This window comes from Mycolicibacterium litorale, assembly GCF_010731695.1.
In the GTDB taxonomy this organism is placed as follows: Bacteria; Actinomycetota; Actinomycetes; order Mycobacteriales; family Mycobacteriaceae; genus Mycobacterium; species Mycobacterium litorale.
In genome coordinates this window covers 4,026,935-4,046,672 of sequence record NZ_AP022586.1, presented here as the reverse complement: position 1 = coordinate 4,046,672, position 19,738 = coordinate 4,026,935, and the positions used below count along the sequence as shown (strand labels likewise).

Annotated in this window: 20 protein-coding genes and 1 pseudogene; 3 read left to right on the top strand and 18 right to left on the bottom strand. The window is 66.9% G+C overall.

The window, feature by feature from the left end:
* Positions 1–19 precede the first annotated feature (19 nt).
* From G6N30_RS19265 to G6N30_RS19245, 5 genes are all read right to left on the bottom strand, one after another.
* The gene (locus G6N30_RS19265) at positions 20–1,045 is read right to left on the bottom strand and encodes a hypothetical protein (RefSeq protein ID WP_134058104.1); all 1,026 of its coding nucleotides are present in this window, start codon (positions 1,043–1,045) and stop codon (positions 20–22) included.
* Positions 1,046–1,301: 256 nt separating this feature from the next.
* The gene (locus G6N30_RS19260; RefSeq protein ID WP_134058103.1) at positions 1,302–1,487 is read right to left on the bottom strand and encodes a hypothetical protein; all 186 of its coding nucleotides are present in this window, start codon (positions 1,485–1,487) and stop codon (positions 1,302–1,304) included.
* A gap of 188 nt (positions 1,488–1,675) precedes the next feature.
* Positions 1,676–2,398: a hypothetical protein gene (locus tag G6N30_RS19255; protein WP_134058101.1), complete on the bottom strand. Its 723-nt coding sequence runs from the start codon at positions 2,396–2,398 to the stop codon at positions 1,676–1,678.
* A 248-nt stretch (positions 2,399–2,646) separates the two neighbouring features.
* Positions 2,647–3,075: a hypothetical protein gene (locus tag G6N30_RS19250; RefSeq protein ID WP_134058099.1), complete on the bottom strand. Its 429-nt coding sequence runs from the start codon at positions 3,073–3,075 to the stop codon at positions 2,647–2,649.
* Positions 3,076–3,150: 75 nt separating this feature from the next.
* Complete coding sequence (locus tag G6N30_RS19245; protein WP_134058097.1) at positions 3,151–3,399, bottom strand: hypothetical protein; 249 nt, start codon at positions 3,397–3,399, stop codon at positions 3,151–3,153.
* Positions 3,400–3,486: 87 nt separating this feature from the next.
* Here G6N30_RS19245 and G6N30_RS19240 point away from each other — a divergent pair.
* A pseudogene (locus tag G6N30_RS19240) lies at positions 3,487–3,873 on the top strand (HNH endonuclease); the annotation flags it as partial.
* Here G6N30_RS19240 and G6N30_RS19235 read toward each other — a convergent pair.
* From G6N30_RS19235 to G6N30_RS19195, 9 genes are all read right to left on the bottom strand, one after another.
* On the bottom strand, positions 3,870–5,462 hold the full coding sequence (locus G6N30_RS19235) for an FAD-binding protein (protein WP_134058096.1): 1,593 nt from the start codon (positions 5,460–5,462) through the stop codon (positions 3,870–3,872). The pseudogene G6N30_RS19240 and the gene G6N30_RS19235 overlap by 4 nt on opposite strands.
* A complete protein-coding gene (locus G6N30_RS19230; RefSeq protein ID WP_134058094.1) occupies positions 5,459–6,250 on the bottom strand; it encodes an SDR family NAD(P)-dependent oxidoreductase in 792 nt (263 codons plus the stop codon). Before G6N30_RS19230 ends, G6N30_RS19235 begins: the two co-directional genes overlap by 4 nt.
* 7 nt (positions 6,251–6,257) lie before the next feature.
* Positions 6,258–7,334, bottom strand: coding sequence for a hypothetical protein (locus tag G6N30_RS19225; RefSeq protein WP_134058092.1), 1,077 nt, complete (start codon positions 7,332–7,334; stop codon positions 6,258–6,260).
* A gap of 117 nt (positions 7,335–7,451) precedes the next feature.
* Complete coding sequence (locus tag G6N30_RS19220; protein ID WP_134058090.1) at positions 7,452–8,396, bottom strand: alpha/beta hydrolase; 945 nt, start codon at positions 8,394–8,396, stop codon at positions 7,452–7,454.
* Positions 8,397–8,402: 6 nt separating this feature from the next.
* Complete coding sequence (locus tag G6N30_RS19215) at positions 8,403–9,263, bottom strand: SDR family NAD(P)-dependent oxidoreductase (RefSeq protein ID WP_134058088.1); 861 nt, start codon at positions 9,261–9,263, stop codon at positions 8,403–8,405.
* A 4-nt stretch (positions 9,264–9,267) separates the two neighbouring features.
* Positions 9,268–9,750, bottom strand: coding sequence for a nuclear transport factor 2 family protein (locus tag G6N30_RS19210; protein ID WP_134058086.1), 483 nt, complete (start codon positions 9,748–9,750; stop codon positions 9,268–9,270).
* A 62-nt stretch (positions 9,751–9,812) separates the two neighbouring features.
* Positions 9,813–11,231: an aldehyde dehydrogenase family protein gene (locus tag G6N30_RS19205; protein ID WP_134058084.1), complete on the bottom strand. Its 1,419-nt coding sequence runs from the start codon at positions 11,229–11,231 to the stop codon at positions 9,813–9,815.
* A 27-nt stretch (positions 11,232–11,258) separates the two neighbouring features.
* Positions 11,259–12,365: a zinc-binding dehydrogenase gene (locus G6N30_RS19200; protein ID WP_134058083.1), complete on the bottom strand. Its 1,107-nt coding sequence runs from the start codon at positions 12,363–12,365 to the stop codon at positions 11,259–11,261.
* A gap of 13 nt (positions 12,366–12,378) precedes the next feature.
* A complete protein-coding gene (locus G6N30_RS19195; protein ID WP_134058081.1) occupies positions 12,379–13,956 on the bottom strand; it encodes an acyl-CoA synthetase in 1,578 nt (525 codons plus the stop codon).
* Between the two features lie 99 nt (positions 13,957–14,055).
* On the opposite strand from G6N30_RS19195, the gene G6N30_RS19190 reads away from it, so the two are divergent.
* Together G6N30_RS19190 and G6N30_RS19185 are read left to right on the top strand one after the other, a co-directional pair.
* Entirely contained in the window at positions 14,056–15,966 is a 1,911-nt protein-coding gene (locus G6N30_RS19190) for a flavin-containing monooxygenase (protein WP_134058079.1), read from the top strand.
* Positions 15,950–16,831 (top strand): SDR family NAD(P)-dependent oxidoreductase, encoded by an 882-nt coding sequence (locus tag G6N30_RS19185; RefSeq protein WP_134058078.1) that lies wholly within the window; start codon positions 15,950–15,952, stop codon positions 16,829–16,831. Before G6N30_RS19190 ends, G6N30_RS19185 begins: the two co-directional genes overlap by 17 nt.
* A 67-nt stretch (positions 16,832–16,898) precedes the next feature.
* On the opposite strand, the gene G6N30_RS19180 is transcribed toward G6N30_RS19185, so the two are convergent.
* Genes G6N30_RS19180 through G6N30_RS19165 form a run of 4 tightly spaced genes read right to left on the bottom strand, consistent with a single transcriptional unit; the run spans position 16,899 to position 19,635 of the window.
* Entirely contained in the window at positions 16,899–17,510 is a 612-nt protein-coding gene (locus tag G6N30_RS19180) for a Dabb family protein (protein ID WP_134058076.1), read from the bottom strand.
* Positions 17,503–17,844, bottom strand: coding sequence for a hypothetical protein (locus G6N30_RS19175; protein ID WP_134058074.1), 342 nt, complete (start codon positions 17,842–17,844; stop codon positions 17,503–17,505). The genes G6N30_RS19180 and G6N30_RS19175 overlap by 8 nt, the downstream gene beginning before the upstream one ends.
* Positions 17,837–18,787 carry a LipP1 family hormone-sensitive lipase gene (locus G6N30_RS19170; protein WP_134058073.1) on the bottom strand — a complete coding sequence of 317 codons (951 nt, stop codon included), beginning with the start codon at positions 18,785–18,787 and terminating at the stop codon, positions 17,837–17,839. The genes G6N30_RS19175 and G6N30_RS19170 overlap by 8 nt, the downstream gene beginning before the upstream one ends.
* The gene (locus tag G6N30_RS19165; protein WP_134058071.1) at positions 18,784–19,635 is read right to left on the bottom strand and encodes an IclR family transcriptional regulator; all 852 of its coding nucleotides are present in this window, start codon (positions 19,633–19,635) and stop codon (positions 18,784–18,786) included. Before G6N30_RS19165 ends, G6N30_RS19170 begins: the two co-directional genes overlap by 4 nt.
* Between the last annotated feature and the right edge of the window lie 103 nt (positions 19,636–19,738).

Below are 19,738 nucleotides of genomic sequence, written 5' to 3'. Positions count from 1 at the left end.
GTGCTTAGGGCATAGCGTACTACGTAGCAACGCCTTTCACGGAGGAGCTGGCTACAGGCGCGTCTGGTTGCTTGATCATGAGGTCATACACCGCGAGGGTGCTGGTCTCAGACCTGACCGAGATTCGCCAAACCCCTAGTTGATCGGCTTGGAAGTCCCAGGTGTGCTGGAAGGGGACTCTGACAAGATCGCCGGGCTCGTCGATCACGAGGGCGAGGCTGGCGGTCAGTCGGAGTTCGCCGTCGGGGCTGTGCAAGTCGATCGTGATGGTGTATTCGCCTGCATCCACGCCTCCTGCCTCGACGACGACGAGCATTGGCATCTCGATACGCGCGGGCGTGAAGATCACGTCGACGTGTCGCCAGCCGCCGTAGAGGATGTGGGCCAGCGCGTTGTCTACGAAGACGGCGTTCGCTGGCAGTAGGGCAGACACATGCAGGCGATCGGTCTGCTTGCGCTCGCCCGATCCCGCACGCGCGCCTCGTCCACCTGGGGCTCGCAGGATCTCGCGGTCACCAATGCTTATGACTGTGTCGCCGCCGTCGCCGCCGTCGTATCCAGCTATGTGTGCGCGGCCGGCGGTGCCGTCACCTGTGTGCGGTAGCCAGGGACCTTGATAGTCCAAAGCGCCGCCGCCACCACCTCCTGCGCCGGGAAACTGTCCTGGCTGTCCTTCAAGGTTGATCGTGACGTCGCCCCCAGTGCCGCCTGTCGCCGCGTCTGAGCCGATGACACCGCCGCCGCCTCCGGCTCCCCCGAGATGCCCGCCCATCCCCCCGACGATGATGGTCTCTGCGGTCAGGTTGATCGTGGTCGAGCGTTCCGACTTTTCGACCACCTCAGCAGCTTCGTCGTCGGTCAATGCCCATCCGGCTACGCGGCCCGTCTCAACGACCCTGGTGTACTCGTCGAGTTGCGCCTGTTTCCACTGAAGCAGCAGTTCAACGGGGTACTGGGCTACCAGTTGTTTCTGGTCGACGAGGTCCGCGTGGCTGATACAGAGGACCACGAGGTTGGAAGCACTTCGGTTCTCCGCTTCCGGCATGTCCGGGTTCCAGCGGGGGCCGCCTTCAGAGCGGGCGCAGATATGGGCAATACGGGAGTTGAGGGCGCGGACGCCGCTGCCTTCGTCCCGGTAGAGCGGCTCGTTGCACTGTGGGTGCCCGCAGCTGATCGCATGAGCGTAGAGCTCCTTAGCGGTCGCTTCGGTGATCGGCCGGTGACTCCTTGGTGGCATAAGACTTGCCAGGATACGACGGGGTGTGGCGTAGATGTGGCAAACATGCATGCGCAAGGACCGGTCAGCTGCTCGGTTGCGCGCGGCGGTTCCGCTTAGCCAGGCGCCGCTGGTAGTCGATTACAGATCCGACGCGATATTCAGGTGCGCCGTCTGGACCGCAGCGTTGTTCGATGTGGCCGATGCGGGCCCAGTTGTAGATGTCCTTGCGGGTGCGGTCGATTGCGTGGGCGAGGTCGCGCGCGGACATCCATTCGTCTTCGGCGTCGACGAGTAGGTCGGGTCTGGGTAGGTGCCAGTGGATGTCGAGCTCTTGCCAGTGGGTGGGTGTCGAGGCGGTGAAGGTCGCCGGTCGGGTCGTCGCATTGGCCCTGACTGATGCGCTGGACGAGGCCCCGGTAGGAGAGGGCGACGCGTTTCGGTTTGTCCTCACGTGAATCACCCGGCCACGGCCAGGGTTTGGTCCGCCATCGAGTACGCGGCTGATTCCCATAAGTCTGGCCACCTTCCGAGAAGAACCTCGACGCTCCAGAGTTCCTGCGGCGGTGGGTCGTTCCACCAGTGCGCGGGCTCAAGCCGCCACAACCACTCTCCGTTGTCAGCCTTGATGTGGGCGATGTTGCCGTCGGTGACCCAGTACTTGACTGCGAAGTGACCGAGGTTCCGCGTTTCACGGTCGTGGTCGGCGTTGAAAACGATGAGCGGGCCAACACCGCGTATCTCGCAGAGGTGATCCCTGGACACCACCGTTCGAGCGATTTGCCCGTACTTGCATGCGGGTCGGCCGTTGTCGCCGATGCGGAGGTCAAACCTCATGGGCATTCTCCCGCGTGCACGAGGTTGCACCCGGGCGCCGGGCAGGCCTTTCCGCTCGGCGCGGGATGGTGTCGACGACGAGGCTGCGTGAGCTGGCTGCCGTCTGACGCCGCCCGCATGCGCCGCGGGTTTCGCCTTCGGCTTCGGCCGCTCGTAGGGCCGTTCGCGTTTCCATGTCCAGTTGTCTTCGGCGAGCTGACGTTTCTGGGTGGCGGCCCGGTCGGTGGCGGTTTGGCGGTCTTCGGGTGAGATGTGCGGGTGTTCGCCGCCGAGGATGTCCGTGAGGTGCTCGAGGATGATGCGGCCGGCACCGGTGTGGTCGACAGTGGCATCGCCGCTCAGCATCTCGATTAGGTTGGCGATCTTGTCGAGACGTGAGTATTCCTCGGCGAGTGGATACTTGAGGATCTTGATTGACTTCTCGTCATCGACATACAGACTGGTGAGGAACTGGTACTCGCGTTCGGTCCAGGACGCGCCGCATGCCTTGTTGTCGCAGGTGATGATGTTCGAGCCGTCGTCGCGTCCAGGTTTGCACCGCAGCGGGTGCAGGGCATGGAGTAGCGGTGGCGGAGTTTCGTCTGGTCGAGGTGCTATCTCGTAAGGTCGTGCAGCCGGGTGAGTTTAAGCAGTACGTCCATGCCGCTGAGTTGGACGTCGGTGCTGGCTTGCGATCGGCCATCTTTACACCATCCGCAGCACTCGTTGCAGTTGCCGGCGGCGGCGTTCGCGGCCTGGAGCTGCTCGGCGGCGTCGCGGATCTCCTCTCGGTCCTTGATACCGCGGGCGAGGTCCAGCATGCGGTGCGTGGCGGCGATCTCTGCGCCGTGCACCCGGCTGCGCTGCGGTTGCGCCCACACCTGCACGGTGTCGACAGGGCTTATCTCGAGGCGCGCGAAGTTCGGTTCGATGATGGCCAGATAGGCGGCCCGGCGGTCACATTCCGGTGGCTTCGTGTTCTGCCAGGTGCTGTTCGCGAGTGATCCGGCTACCGGGGCGCTCAGCTGGTCGTCGAGCATCACTTTCGCCAGTTTCCGGCTTCCGTCCGGCCGTTAGGTTTTGAGGCGGTCTGCGATGAGATCGGCTGCGTATCCAGTTCATTCGACGATCTCCGCCATGATCCGGTCACTGGTCGCGTCGATCAGGATCCCCACGTTGCGTGAAGAAGACACCGGTGCGCGGTCCTCGGTGTACCGGCCGCCGAGCGTGGCGCGCAGCATCGGCCCCGGAAGGGTTTCATTTTCCGAAGGGTTCGCCGCTTCCGTACGAAGGGTTCCGGAAGGGTTTAATTGATCGGAGAGTTCGGACGCGTCTTTACGGTTCAGCCGCCGCAGTTCTCCCGCCACCTCAACGCGCAAACCGCTCCGATGCCACCATGCGCGCCGACTTCAGCGCCGACTTCAAGATGCTCGACGATTTCACCACCTGCGCGGCTTGTCGCGCTGGAGTCCCGAAAACGGTTGTTCCCGAAGGGGTTGGCCACGTTCATCAATTTGCGCGACGGCACCTGCCGCACGCCTTACTGCAATGCGCCGATTCGGCATCGCGACCACGCCCGGCCACACCGCGACGGCGGACCGACCAGCGCGGCCAACGGCCTGGGCGAATGCGAGGCCTCCAACTACGCCAAGGAAGCCCCCGGCTGGCGGGTCAGCACCTCCACCGACGAGCACGGTTCTCACCGCGCGACGTTCACCACACCTACCGGCGCGCAATACCGCTCTACCGCACCACCGCTGCCAGGTATGACTGTCGTCAACCTCAGCGACCTCGAGGTGAGGATCGGCATCGCACTGGCCGCCATGGGCCACGCCGCCTAGCTCCGGCACACCTTAGTCGCCGCATCGGCCCCGGCGCGACGTCCGCTGAAAATGCAGTCGGACAGCGAGAGCCCGCTGACGTAGCTGTTCGAGCAGATCCCCACCGCGTTGCGGCCCGCTGCATACAGGCCGGGCACGGTCCCGCCGTCGCGGTGCACGACCTCCCCGGTGCGATCGTCGACGACCAGGCCGCCGAGCGTCAAACCGGGAATCGGATAGAACATCGACGACGCGGCTGAGATGTTGATCGAGTAGAACGGTCCCGTCGCCATCGGGGCGCAGAGGTCTGGATCCTTGCAGGCGGGGTCGCCGGTACCGTCGGCGAGGCCCTGCCGGTATGCATCGACGGTATGCCGCAGGCCGGCCGGGTCGATTCCGTTCTTACGCGCCAGGCCGTCGATCGAGCGGCTCTTCCTGTGCCCCACGGTGAACAGGTAGATCAACTGCAGCCGCTGGAAGACCTGGGTCTGTGTGCGGATCTGCTTCTTGACCTTCCGCCAGGTTTGCGCGTCGTAGATCGCCCAGCCCGCGCCACCGAACTCGCGCATCATCACGTTGCCGTGCGTCGCACCATAGAGATCCTCGTTCGCGATGCGGCGTCCGTCGGCGCCGACGGTGAGGCCTTCGAGCAATGCGCTGGGGGGCGCCAGGAACCGCCACGCCGTCACATTGCCCATTTTGTCGGTCATCCCACCCGCGTCGAGGCCCAGCGCGATGCCGGTGCCGTCGTCGCCTGCGGTGCCGAGCGGTGAGATCTTCGTGAACTTCGGCGCGTGGACCTGCACCCATTCCCGGTTGTGGATGAACCCGCCCGCGGCCAGGATGACCGCCGGCGCATGCGCCTCACCCTCTTTTGCCGCGTCGGCCCAGAGCCGCTCGGCCTTGGCGACCGGCCCCTCGACGAGCGCAGGCATCCACGTACCCAGCTTCGCGGTGGCCTTCGTCAGCAGCGCATGCCGTCGGGCGTTCGGATGGTCCAGCGCCATCGCGCGATACCGCACGCCGGTGACCCGGCCGTCGTGGGTGAGGAGACCGTGCACGCGCGCAAGGGGTACGACCTCCACGCCCTTGGCCCGGGCCGACGCACTCATCCGCTCGAAAAGAACCTTCCCCGAACTCATCCCGGGTGCGAGGACTCGGTGGCCGCGCGGTGCGGGCTGCGCGGCGAGCTTGTATGGGTGGGCCTTCTCGTTGCCCGAGTAGTAGAGGTAGTGCTCGTCGGTCGGATAGGACGTCTTGTACGACGACACCGGCCCACCCCGGAACTCGACGCCTTGCTCCTTGAGCCAGGTGATGAGTTCCGGGCTCTGCGCGCAGAACCGGTCGAGCGTCTCGTCGGTGACGGCGTCCCCGACTTCTTGCTTGAGGTAGGCGCGGAGGCTGTCGAGCGTATCGGTGTATCCGCCGTCGAGCTGCTCCTGGGTGCCGCCGCCAGCGTAGATGATGCCACCGGACAGCGCGGTGGCGCCGCCGCCGTAACCGCGGTCGAGCACCAGCACCCGCGCGCCCCGATCTGCCGCCTCGATCGCGGCGGCCGCCCCCGCGGCGCCGAAGCCGACCACGATGACGTCGTACTCTGTGCGCGTCACAGGACTGACTTCATCTGTTTGGCAACCAATCTCGTGGTGCGTTTCGCCGAGAAGCGGGTCAGTGTGTCGAGAAGGCGCGCGTCGGTGCCCACCACCACGCGGAAGCTGTCGCGCGCGATGCCGTTGACGATCTTCTCCCCGGCCACTTCCGGGGTCGTGGAGCGGACCTTGCGCCCGCCGGCGTCGAGCATCTCGACGCCGGAGTTCCCGGTCAGGTTCGTGCTGATGTTGCCCGGGAACACCGTCACGACCCGGACGTTGGTGTCGCACAGTTCGGCATAGAGTCCCTCACTGAACTGCTTCACCGCGCCTTTGCTGGCTCCGTAGAAGGTCTGACCGGCGAACGGAATCAACGCCGACAGGCTCGACATGTTGGTCAGGTTGGCCTCCGGCCGCTGCAGTAGGCTGGGCAGGAAGGCCCGGCACATGTTGACCGTCCCCCAGAAGTTGACGTCGATGATGCGGTCGAGCTCATCGCCCGCCAGATCGGTGAAGGGGGCGAACCGGTGGATGATGCCTGCGATGTTCACGACGCCGTCGACCTGACCGTGAACGCTGATGACCTGATCATGGAGGACCGCAACGGCGGTGCGGTCGGTGACGTTCACCGTGTGCGTCGACAGGGTCCCCCCGGGGCCATCGGCGAGGCGCTGGGTGTCGGCGAGCCCCTGTTCGTCGAGGTCGACGGCGGCCACCCGCGCCCCGCGGCGGGCCAGGCCGAGCACGACCTGCCGGCCCATCCCGTTGCCTCCACCGGTCACGACGAAGACCTTGCCGGCAATACGCACGGTCGGCTCAGGCCATCTGGAACGCCGACAGCGGTGCTTCCGCCGGGTATTCCGCCGGACCACCGAGGTCGTACGCCGCGTTCAGGGTGCGGATGAACTCAGGGTCGTGCAACGGGTTGTCGGGCATTGTGAGTTTGATGCCCTGCGCGTTGACGTCCTTGACGAGTGTGTCGATGGCCTGCTCGATGGTCAGATCATCGGAGTGATCCATGTTCTTCTTGAGCTCGTCGTAATCGGCGAACACCTCGGCCGACCAGTGCACCAGGAACCGCAGCTCGTTCGTGTGGTGGCGGGCGATGACGTCGTCGCCGTTCTTGAGCACCCAGTAGTCGCGATCCGTCTGGTCGCCGCTGAACACGGTGTCGAACGCCAGGCCGGCCGGGACCTGCTGATCCAGAGGACCGTTCGCCTCACCGCGGTGCACCAGCATCTCGTTCTGTACCACCACGCCGCGGTTGTACACCGGGGGCAGCACGCGCTTCGGGGCCTTGAGCGGACCGTCCGGCCAGTAGGTGAAGCCGCTGCCCTCGTCGAGTGAGAACCAGGTGATGACCTGCGCCATCTTGATCAGATAGTCCTGGAACAGGCCGGATTTGCCCATCACGCTGGACAGCCAGGTCGGGGCGTTCTCGTGACGCACGCCGCGGAAGCTGGGCGAGTCGAGGTGACCCGGGTCGCGGTTGGCGCACGGCCCGTTGATGTTGAACAACATCATCTCCGGCTTCGCGTACTGGGCGTTCCAGTAGCCCTTGGCGTAGTTCAGGAACTTCTCGTTGTAGAAGCAGTCATGCAGTTCGGGGTAGAGCACCGCGCCGTAGTTCGCGAGGTATCCGCGGAAGGTCGGGGTCAGGAACAGGTCGAGCGACGGCTCGAATCCCTCGGGGAAGGCGCCACTCATGGTGGCCATCAATTCGTCTGCCGATGCGAAGTGCTGAGCGATGATCAGTTTCCACGGACCCTGTGTCCGAACGACGTCGAACAGCCGCTCTCGCTGGTCGTCGGTGTAGATGTTGTCGATCTCCTGCGGCGGTGAGGCCGGGCGGAGAACATCGGACAGTTCCAACCGCCGCTCATCAGTAAGCATCGAGAATCTCCTTCAATCATCGGCGCGTAGAGCGCCCGGCTTGCCTGAAATTCTGCGGCCGTCAGCGGTTTCGTCGACCGCATCTGTCCGGTGATCGGGAGGGAATGACCGCGGTTCTCAAGACTCGAGCGGATGAGCGAATTTCGCTCGCAACAAGGCGCCGACCTCTGCGACGGCCAGCCGGCCGCGGGCCGTCGCGTCGGACCGCATCAGGAATCCGTGATAGGCACCAGGGTAACGGGTCTGGGTGGTCTGCACGCCGGCATCGCGCAGCCGTGCGGCGTAACGCTCACCCCAGTCGCGGATCGGATCGCATTCGGCCGTCACGACGATCGCCGGCGGGAGACGAGCCAGATCTGTTGCCAGGGCGGGGAATCGATACTGATCCGGCGGGATGGTGACGCCTTGGTCGGCCAGCTCGTGCATGTAGTCGATGTCGGCGCGGGTCAGCATCGGCGCATCGGCCAGCCGCTGGATCGACTCGCACGCCATATCGCGGTCCAGTCCCGGGTACAGCAGCACCTGACAGATGATCGGCGGTCCACCACGGTCGCGCGCCGCGAGTGCGACGGCCGCGGCCAGTGAGCCGCCCGCACTGTCACCGACGACCGCGAGCCGGGACGCGTCGACTCCCAGCGACTGGGCGTTGTCCGCCACCCAGGCGGTCGCGGCGTAGGCGTCGTCGAACTGTGCGGGGGCCGGCGCCTCGGGGGCGAGTCGGTACTCGACTGACACCACCGTCGCACCGCTGAGAGCCGCCAGCGCCCTGGCGAGCGGTTCGAAGGCGTGGTTGGACCCCATGACCATGCCGCCGCCGTGGAAGTAGACCAGCGCCGGGGCTCGATCGTCACTGCTCGGGCGATAGATCCGCACCGGAATCGGTTGTGCGGGTCCGGGAATGTCGCGATCCTCGATGCCGGCCATCACCGGCATGTCGTCGGGGTGTGGCGTCGCTTCGACGGCGCGCCGCACTGCCGCGAGGCCGCGCTCACGCATCGGAGGGATCGCGCCGAACGAGGCGACGCGCGCGGCGGCGTCCGGGTCCAACCGGGGGACGGCCATCGACGATCAGTGCCGCGCCGGGTCGAAGCGGGGCTTGGTGCGCAGCAACGGTGCTCGCTGTGTGCTGAGCACATCAGCGCGTTCGGCCATCGCGTTGCCGACGTACTCCGGCTGGGTCAGCAGATAGAACCGGCCATCGGCAGCCTGATCGAAGACCACCTCTGCGGCGGCCAAGGGATCCATCGCGGCGGCCTTGATGTCGAGCATCGCGAGGCGTTGATCCTCCGCCGCGTCGACGTCCCCCTCGGTGACGCCGCCGGCCGACTCGAAGATGTTCGAGGTGACCGCACCGGGCAGCACCGCCTGCACATGGATGTGATCGTGGCCGGCCAGCTGCACTTCCAGGGCCAGACATTCGGTCAGGGCGAGCACCGCATGCTTGCTCATGATGTACGGCGCCTGCAGTGGGACGACCGCGACGCCGCCGATCGAGCTCAGATTCCACACCCAGGCCGGGGTTCGCGCCTCGATCATGCTCGGCATGAACGCCCGGACACCATGGAAGACACCGCTGACGTTGATGTCGACGACCCGCTGCCAATTCTCGACCGGGGTGTCCCACAGGTAGCCGAACTGTTCGACCCCGGCGTTGTTGACGAGCAGGCGTACCGGCCCGACCTCACGGTACGTGCGCTGCGCCGCCTCCTCAACGGCGGCGAAATCGCGGACGTCGCACACCATATCGACCGCGTTGGCCCCCTGACTGACCAGTTCGTCACGCAGGGTGGCGACGGCACCGGCGTCGATGTCGGCGAGCACCACCGTCATCCCCAGCCGTGCCGCCTGGCGGGCGAGGCCGGCGCCGATACCGGCGCCGGCCCCCGTGATGACCGCGACACCGCCGGAGAACGTCTCCCTGGCGTCCACGACCTCAGGCGCCTGAGGCAGCGGTATCGGCCGAGTACTCGGACAGCAGAACCGAATTGGTGGTGTCGAGGATGACCTCCATCTCGGTGAACTCCAGCCCGTTCGCGCCGCGCCGCACGGCCACATTGGCCACCCCGCTCGACACCGCGAACGGCACGTAGTTCGCGATCTGGTTCACGAAGATGTAGAAGCGCGCCCGTGTCACCTCGCCGTCGGTTCCGGTGCGGTGCACGTTGGTGGCGTGGTGGCGCAACGGGTACGGGCTCTCCTTGCGGTGGTCGGACAACCACTCCATGACGTTGTCGCGCCCCACCAGTTCGGGTGACATCAGTTCTTCGAACGGGCTCGCACCGTTGTCGCTGCGGCTGACGTAGCGGATCTCATCGGAGTAGGCCGCAGCCATATCGTCGTAGTGGGCCTCGTCGTAGTGGTACCAGAAGCTGCCGATGAAATCCTGCAGTTCAGACAGCGCGATCTCGTTGCTCATACCGATCAGTCAACTGGTGCGTGAGCGGTAAGACACCGGTGGCGTCCGGTCAGCGGAACACGTCATGCCGGCAGCTGCAGGGATTTGGTCTGCAGGAACTCCTCGAAGCCGGCGCGGCCGAGTTCGCGTCCCACACCGGATTTCTTGTAACCGCCGAACGGTGCGACCGGGTTGTACGGTCCGCCGTTGAGGTCGAGCTGCCCGGTCTGGACCCGGCGCGCGAAGGCGATCGCGTGGTCGAGGTTCTCCGCCCATACCGCCCCCGCCAGGCCGTACGGAGTGCCGTTCGCGATCCGCAGGGCGTCCTCTTCATCACGGAACGGAATCACCGCGAGCACAGGACCGAACACCTCCTCCTGGCCGAGCTCGGAAACGGGGTCGACATCGGCGAAGACGGTCGGCGCGAGGTAGTAGCCGACGTCGCGGATCTTCTTCGCGCCACCGGTGATCAGCCGTGCCCCGTCACGTTGGGCTCGCTCGATGAATCCGCGCACGGTGGCGAACTGCGACGCGGACGCCGACGGTCCGATCCGGGTGGCCGGGTCTTGCGGGTCACCCACGGTGTACTTCGCGGCAGCCGTCTCGACCAACTCGAGTGCCTCGGCGTAGCGGCTCTGTGGCACCAGCATCCGTGTCCACGCCATGCAGGTCTGGCCGCCGTTGAGGAATGCGTTGCCGACGCCGACCTTCACCGCGGTCGCCAGGTCAGCGCCGTCGAGGATGACGTTGGCGGACTTGCCGCCCAGCTCGAGGGCCACCTTCTTCACCGACTTCGCGGCGAGTTCGGCGACCCGCTGTCCGACGGCGGTGGACCCGGTGAACGAGACGACATCGACATCGGGGTGCTCGGCGATCCGCTCGCCCACCACCCGACCGCTTCCTGAGACCAGGTTGACCACCCCGGGCGGCAGGCCGGCCTCATCGAGGGCCTCGATGAATTCGAACACCGACAGCGGCGCCTCGTTGCTCGGCTTCAGCACGACCGTGCAGCCCGCCGCGATCGCGGGTATCACCTTGGCGACCACTTGGTACAGCGGGTAATTCCACGGGGTGATCGCCCCGACGACCCCGTAGGGTTCGCGGACGACCAGCGAATTACCCACGCGTTCTTCGAATTCGAAGGTGGCGAGCACATCGGCGATGCCCCGGGCCACCGCCAGTGGGACCTTGGTCTGCACGCCCTGCGCGATGCGCACCGGAGCGCCCATCTCGCAGCTGATGGTCTCCGCGATGTCCGGCAGGCGCTTCTCCATCGCGGCGATCACCCGGTCCAGGCGGTCGCGCCGTTCGGCGACGGTGATCAGCGGGTCGAATGCGCGGCGTGCCGCGGCGACCGCCGCGTCGACGTCCGCCGCCGTGCCGTTGGGGACGGATCCGATCACCTGTTCGGTTGCCGGATCGATCACCTCGATCGCCCCGCTACCGGCAGGGGTCACCCACGTGCCGTCGATGAACAGGGTCTTGCGGGTGTACTCGTGCATGGGTTCCTTCTTCGGTGAGCGGCGCGCTCAGGGGATGATGCTGGCGCGGACATCGCGCTTGCCGTCGGCGGCGGCGAACGCCTCGTTGATGTGGTCGAGCGGGTAGTGCGCTGCGGCGAGCCGGTCCAGCGGCAGGTGGTCCTGGTGCTGCTCGAGGAAGGTCAGCGCGCGTGACAGCACGGCCGGGTCGTAGAGCGAGACGCCGACCATCGTCTTGTTGCCGAAGACGAAGCGGGACGGGTCGAATTCGAAGGTCTTGCCGAGGTTGATGTTGCCGATCTCCACGTAGCGGCCGAACTGACCGAGCAGTTTGAGGCCCTCGTCGATGGCCGACGGGTGACCGACCACCTCGACGACGACGTCGGCGCCGTGGCCGTCGGTCAACGCGCGCACGATTTTCGCGCGGTCCTTGACCGTCGCGGCCTCGGTGATGTCGACGACCGCGTCGGCGCCGAACGCCGTCGCCAACTCCAGACGTTCGGGCACCCCGTCGATCGCGATGACCTTGGCGGCGCCGCGCGCCTTCGCCACGGCGACCGCGTACAGGCCGAGCGCGCCGGCGCCCTGAACCACGACGACCTCACCGAGTTGCTGATCCACCCGCTCGAGCCCGTACATCACCTGCGACAGTGCGCAGTTGGCGCCGGACGCGATCTCGTCGGAGACCGCGTCGGGCACCGTGTACAGCACCGCGCCTGCCGGCAACAGGTAGTAGTCGCCGTACCCGCCGACGAAGTACGGCGGTTCGTCGGCCCGCCCGAGCATGGCCATCTTCAGGTTCAGGCAGGCGCCTCGCCGGCCCAACAGACAGTTGCGGCAACGGTGGCACGAGTAGAAGTAGGGGAACACCACGCGGGTCCCCTCGGTCAGCGGTGCGCCGTTGGAGTCAGCGGTGACGCCGTCACCGAGTGCGGCGACGGCGCCGACCATTTCGTGGCCCAAGACCGTGGGCAACTGCCCGCCGAGCCCGCGGGTGGCGAAGGTGCCGTGCCAGGCGTGCAGATCGGATCCGCAGATGTTGGTCCTGGTCACCTTGACGAGGATTTCTCCGGGGCCCACGTCGGCCAGGCCGACGGTGTCGATCACGAATGGTTGTCCGGGCGCGTCGAACCGCGCGATCCGTCCTTCGAACACGGAAGGTGTCCTCTCAGTGGCTGTGTGCGGCGCTGAATCGTTGACGCAGATCGCGTTTGAGTAGCTTGCCGCTGGGATTCTTCGGCAGGGAGTCGACGAAGAAGACCTGTTTGGGCGTCTTGTAGCCGGCGAGGTGCCGCCGGCAGTGCGCGATGATGTCGTCTTCGGTGACGCTGGCGCCGTCGCGCAACACCACCGCGGCCACCACCGTCTCCACCCACACCGGGTCGGCCAGCCCGAAGACGGCAGCCTCCTGTACACCGCCGTGCCGGTACAGCGTCTCCTCGACCTCCCGGCTCGCGACGTTCTCCCCACCGGTCTTGATCATGTCCTTCTTGCGGTCCACGACGTGCAGCAGTCCGTGCTCGTCGTAGAAGCCGAGGTCACCGGAGTGGAACCACCCGCCGCGGAATGCCTCCGCGGTCTTGGCCGCGTCGTCGAGGTAGCCGAGCATGAGGTGCGGGCTGCGGTGGGCGATCTCACCCACAACGCCCGCAGCGACGGGTTGATCATCCTCGTCGAGGATGGTGGTCTCCACGTTGACCACCGGGCGTCCGGCGGACCCCGCGTGGGCGTCCTGCTCGTCGGGTCCCAGCGCCGACGCCAGAGGGGCCATCTCGGTCTGGCCGTAGAAGTTCCACAACCGCAGGTTGGGCAGGCGTTCGCGGATCTCGCCGAGGATCTCATTCGGCATCGCCGACGCGCCGTAGTACCCCTTGCGCAGGCTGGACAGATCGACCTGATCGAAGATCGGACAGCGCAACAGGCTGATCCAGACCGTGGGCGGGGCAAAGTAATTCGTGACGCCGTAGCGCTCGATGGTGCGCAGGACCAGCTCGGGGTCGGGGCGGGGCAGGATGATGCTGGTCGCGCCCAGATAGATGTCGGTGGCGAGGAAGTTGTCCAGCTGTGCGCAGTGGTAGAGCGGCAGCGAGTGGATCTCGACGTCGTCACCGGACATCGAGCCGGCCACGATGGTGCTGACGTACTGCCACATCAGGCTGCGGCTGGTGTGCATCACCGCCTTCGGCCGGGATTCCGTGCCGCTGGTGTACATCAGCCGCAGCAGCTGGTCATCGTCGATCTGTGGTCGGGGTGCGGGAGATTCGGTGGTCAGCCAGTGGGCGAAGTCGTCCCAACCCGTCGGCGGCGGCCCGCCGGTCGTCAACGCAACCTTCGTCCCGACCGCGCCACCCAGCCGCATCGCTTCTTCCGCCGTCGGCGTCAGATCCGCCTCGACGAGGAACCCACGAACCTTGCTGTGCGCCAGCAGGAAGGAGATCTCCTCGGCGGTGAGCATGAAGTTGATCGGCACCAGCACCACCGCGGCGCGCGCGGTCGCGAAGGCGAGGACGGCGTACTGCCAGCAGTTGTGGGACAGCAGAGCGACGCGGTCGCCCGGTCCGAAACCGTTGTCTCGCAGCGCTGCCGCAGCTCGGTCGACCAGGTGCTCGAATTCGGCGAATGTCAGGACCACGTCACCGTCGACGATCGCTGTCTTGTCGGGTTGTCGACGCGCCGACCGGCGGGGGATGTCACCGAGCGTGTGACTGCGTGCCTGCGCGATGAGCAGGTCCGTGGCAGCATCCATGAAGCAACGTAAACACGGCCGGTAGCCCGGCACGGATCGCTGTCCCGCTCAGTAGGCAGGACGGTGCCCGGTCTGCGGCGACGACCAGATACTCGGGGCGTGACGGATGATGCGGAGCTGAGGAACCACCTGGTGCAGGCGGACCCGGGCGTGCTGGTGGCGGTGCTGGCCCAGCTGACCGGCGACGCCTCGGTGGTCGACGAGTTCGCCCCGGCGATCTCGCATGTGCCCGACCCTCCGGAACGGGCCGGGGTCACCGATCCGAACACCATGGCGACCCTGGTGAGCCGTATCGTCGAGGCCCTCGACACGCCACGGTCGGGCGGACTTGCCGCCGACGACTCCGAATTGTTCGCTCGGCTGCTGCCGGCGGCGCTGGGGTCGGACGTCGACGACGAGTTCGTCCCACTGCTGCTGGAACAGGGCGGTTTTCAGCTCTCGCAACCGACTCTGCCGCGTGACGTGCCGATACCGGCGGAGACCACCGTGGCGATCATCGGAGCGGGTATCGCGGGTATCGTCGCCGCGCTTGCCGCCACCGACGCGGGTGTGTCGTTCGAGATCTTCGACCGCAACGACGAGGTCGGCGGCACCTGGCTGACCACCAAGTACCCCGGCATCGGCGTGGACACCCCGTCGGCGTACTACTCGCTGTCGCGCGAGGTGAATCCCGACTGGACGAACTACTATCCGCAGGGCGCGGAGTACCAGGCATACCTGGTGTCGCTGGCCGACAAGTACCGGCTGCGGGAGCACACCCGGTTCAACACCGAGGTCGAGGCGCTGTGGTGGGACGAGGACCGCCAGGAGTGGCAGATCCACGCCGTGGACCACGACGGCAACCGCAGCGTCAGCCGCTCGCGCGTGGTGATCACCGCCGCCGGATACCTCAACCGCCCGCGGTGGCCGGAGGTCCCCGGCCGCGAGACGTTCGCGGGCGTCAGCGTGCATTCGGCGCAGTGGGACCCGTCGCTGGACCTGACCGGCAAGCGGGTGGCGATCATCGGCGCCGGCTGCACCGCGGTGCAGATCGTCGACGCCTGTGTCGACCAGGTCGCGCATCTGACCGTCTTCCAGCGCCAGCCCCACTGGGTGGCGCCGCGCAAACGGCTCTCCGACGACGTGCCCGAGTACCGTCGCTACCTCGGTCGCCGCCTGCCGTACTACGCGAACTGGCACCGGGTGAAGTCCTACTGGGCCACGGCCGACAACAACTATCCCGTGATCCTGCGTGATCCGGAGTGGTCCGAGACGCACTTGTCGATCTCGCCGGCCAACGACGTCCTGCTGCAGATGTGCACCGAGTACATCAACCAGATGTTCGGTGAGGGAACGGAGTTGGCGAAGAAGGTCACGCCGGACTTCGCGCCGTACGGCAAGCGGATCATCCGTGACCCGGGCGGCTACTACGCCGCGCTGACCCGCGATCACGTCGACGTCGAGGCCAGTGAACCCGCCGAGGTCAACGCCATGGGCATCGTCACCCAGGACGGCAGACAGATCGACCTCGACGTCATCGTCTACGCCACCGGCTACCACCTCGATTTCCTGTCCACCATGGACATTCGGGGCCGCGGCGGCCGGACGCTGCGCGAGGAGTGGGGCGACAGCCCCCGCGCTTACCGCGGCGGCACGGTGCCGGGATTCCCGAACCTGTTCATCACCTCGGCGCCCAACTACAGTCCCGGCCACGGCGCGGGCGCGAACTTCTCGATGGAGGTGCTGGCGCACTACATCGTGGAATGCCTGCAGCTCATGGCGTTACGAGGCGCGACGACCATCGAGGTGACGCAGGAGGCCTACGACGACTACGTCGCCGACATCGATGAGGCGATGTCGCGGACCGTGTGGTGTCACACCCCCAACGCCCATACGTACTACCGCTCCGGGTCGGGGCGGGTGGTGGTCGCCACCCCGTATCGCCTGGTCGACGTGTGGCAGCAGCACCGGGCGCCCATCGAGGAGCACTTCCTACTCGGCAAGGCCGGATCCGATGCTGCTTCGCGGTAAGACGGCGCTGGTCACCGGAAGCAGCCGCGGGATCGGCCGGGCGATCGCCCAGCGTCTGGCCGCGGAGGGGGCTTCGGTGGTGGTGACCGCGCGCTCGTACACGCCTTCGCCATCGGTCCGCGCCGGTGCGGCGGCGGCGCTGCCGGGCACCATCGGCGAGACCGTCGAGATGATCGAGGCGGCAGGCGGAACCGCCTACGGCGTGGCCGCCGATCTCGAGGATCAGCAACAGCGGCTGCGCCTCGTCGACGAGGTGCTCGAGCGCACGGGCCGCCTCGACATCCTGGTCAACAACGCCGGGTACGCCGACTACTCGGTGATCGAGCACATGGGCATGGACACCTTCGACCGCACGGTCGAACACTATCTGCGGACACCGTTCGTGCTGTCGCAGTGCGCGATCCCGCACATGCGGACGCAGGGTGCGGGGTGGATCGTCAACATCGGATCGGTGACGGGGCTGGCGCCGGTGCGGCCGTTTCGCGAATACAACAAGTCCTCAGGCGACGTGATCTACGCATCGGTGAAGGCGGCGCTGCACCGGTTCACCCAGGGTTTGGCGGCCGAGGTGCTCGACGACAACATCGCGGTGAACTGCGTGGGCCCGTCGACGGCCGTGCGCACTCCCGGTGCTTCGCAGTTGATTCCGGACACGTTCCCGACCGAACCCGTCGAGTATCTCGCGGAGACCGTGCTGGCGATGTGCCATCTGCCCGCGGCCGAACGTACCGGGCTCGTGGCGTTCAGCCTGCACTACCCGTGGTCGCAGGGGCTGCCGGTGCACAGTCTCGACGGTGGCGAGCTACTGCCTCCATTGGAGCCGCCGGCGACCGCAAATCCGAATATCCTGCCGGCGGGACTGTAGCCGTCGGGTAGAGAGGTTGCGCTCATGGCTGCTGTCTCGGCCGAAACGACAGCCCTGAGCGCAATCTTCAGGCGTTTCGGCAGAAGCTGTGGCACACCCGATCCTGCACGATCATGTCGGGGCACTCCGGGTCGAACCATCGGTCGACGTACGCCCAGTGGATCGGATGCATGAGGTACGGGCCCATCAACCCGTCGACGTCGGTGAACTCCTGCTCGAACACGTGCGTCCACGGAGATGTGCCGACGGCGTCCTCCACCCGGCTCAGCTGCCAGGAGTGGATGCTTCGCACGTAGCGGGGGAGGAGCCGTAGATCGTCCTCGAAGCTGCGGACGGTCTCCTCAGTGGTTCCCGGACGCACCCGCAGCAGCAGCGCGCGATAGACCGTGCCGGTCCCGTCCGCGCCTGGAGTCGGTTCGCCACTGTAGGTCGCGCCGTTGTAATGGCGGACCGCCGGCCGCCGCAACAGCTCGTCGAGCTTCGCGACGGCATCGGATCGGGCCGTCAGGTCGTCGAACCGCAGATGCACCAGGATGTCGCCGCCGTTGCGCACCCCCGGCAATGTCGGTTCGACGATCACGTGGTCGGCGTCGAAAGGTTTCGCACCGCGGCGTAACTCGGCGGCCAACGCGTCCCGGTCTTCGTCGACCACGTCGACCAAGCGGATGACGCTATACATCGCAGAGCCCGTCCACATCGTCGGCCTCGGCGGCAACGCTCCGGCTGCGTTCGGTGACGAGTTCGTCGATCCCGGCCCACCATTCACCGACCGAGGGGTCCGGCCGTCCCTGCCACGTCATCTCCCACCACGCCCTGGCGCTGGGCAGCGACCACGTCACTGTGACGGTGTTGGGTTGATCCTCGAACCAGATCGGTGGACTCACCAGCACCTGCTGCAGCGTCATTCCGCGCTCACGGGCGCCTGGTGCGTATCCGGTCAGGTAGGCGTCGACGAACTCGCGCGTGCGTCCGGGGCGCGTCACCACCTCGTCGATCACGAAGACCTCAGCCACCGGCCGGCACCCCCGTCAGGAGAGCCGAAGCGTCACGACACAGCTGGGCACGAGCCGCCTGAGCGATCTGCAGACTCGGCATCGTCATGAACCCGTGGATGCCCCCGTCGAACCGGCGCACCACTGTCGGCACGCCCGCCTCGACCAGCGCCTCACCGAATCGCAGACCTTCGTCGCGAAGCGGATCATGACCGGCGATCACCACGACGGCCGGTGGTAGGCCGTGCAGATCGGCGTGCAGCGGCGATACGTAGGGATCGGTGCGGTCGGAGTCCTTGGGCGCGTACTGATCCCAGTACCACCGTAGGGCTTCGGCCGGGTTGTAGTACCCCGCGCCGTAGAGCCGGTACGACTCGGTGGTGAAGTCTGGGGTGATCATCGGGTACACGAGCAGCTGGGCGACCAGCGCAGGTCCACCGCGGTCACGGGCCATCAGCGCGGTCACCGCCGCGAGGTTGCCCCCCGCACTGTCGCCGCCCACTGCGATGCGGCCGGCGTCGGCGCCGATAGCGGCGCAGTTGTCGGACACCCACCGCGTGACCGCGTAGACATCCTCGGCCGCGGCCGGCCACGGATACTCGGGAGCCAGTCGGTAGTCGACCGAAACAACAACGGCTGCGGTGCGATTGGCGATGTTCCGGCACAGCCCGTCATGGCTGTCCAGATCGCAGAACACGAACCCGCCACCATGGGCGTAGACGAGCACGGGCAGGGAGCCCGCGGCGGCGCCGACCGGATGGTAGATCCGGACCGGGATGGCGCCGTCGGGTCCACCGACCAACCGGTCCTCGACTCCGGCGACCTCCTCCGGTGCGGCGGGCGCCACGAACCGCGAGCGGATCGTGGCCCGCGCCTGCGCGCCGGTCATGGTGTGTACCGGAGGGAAGCCGCTGTCGAGCGCCTCGATCATCTGGGCGATCTGCGGATCGAGCTCCCCGCTCATGCGAGCTGCAGGGCAGCCGACTCGTGGGCCGGGCGCGGGGTAGGGCCGCCGCGCAGCGGACGCACCTGCTGCAGGGTCGGCGCCACCCGCTGCGGTCCGCCTTCGACGTTGCGCCACACACCCATTGCGGTCATCCGGACCGGGGCGGCGAGGCGCTGGTCGAACGCCACGCGGCTCAGCGGACCGCACACCGACAGCGCGGCGACGGCCTCACCGGGCGCGCCGATCGGCGCGGCGACACAGCCGAAGCCGGGCAGCGCTTCCTCGCGGTCGAACGCGACACCGTGGGCGCGCGTCTTGGCCAGTTCGGTGGCCAGTTGTGCAGCGCTGCCGATGGAGTACTTGGTGCGGCGGTTGGTCAGATCGACGTCATCGCACGCATCGGAGTTGTAGGCGAGCAGCGCCTTGCCGATCGCGGTGCAGTGCGCGGGCTGGCGGCCGCCGACCCGGCTCGGCATTGCGGCCACCATCCGGTCGCCGATCTTCTCGAGGTACACCACGTCGGCGCCATCGAGGACGGCGAGGTGCACCACCAACCCCGTGGCGCGGTGCAGATCGTGCAGCAGCGGTGTCGCCGCGCGGTGCAGCCGATCCTGGTGCACGGCCAGAGACCCGAGTTCCACCAGCCGCATGCCGAGCTCGTAGTCGCGGCCGTTGCGGCGCAGCCAGCGCAGTTGAACCAGACGCTCGAGCATGCGGTGCGCCGACGACCGGGGCAGCCCGGTGCGCCGGACGATCTGGGCGAGCGTCAGCCTGCCCGGCCCGTCGAATGCGTCGAGGACCAGCGACACCCGGTCGATGACCGCGCTGGGGGTGGTGGATTCCGGGCTGACCGGGGCTGTGGTCATGACGCCTCCTTGCGGCAGAAACAGAAGTATTCCTATTAGGAATATGCCTGTTTGTATCACATAGATGTGCGCGCTGTCACACAGTTGGCCGGAGGAGATTCCG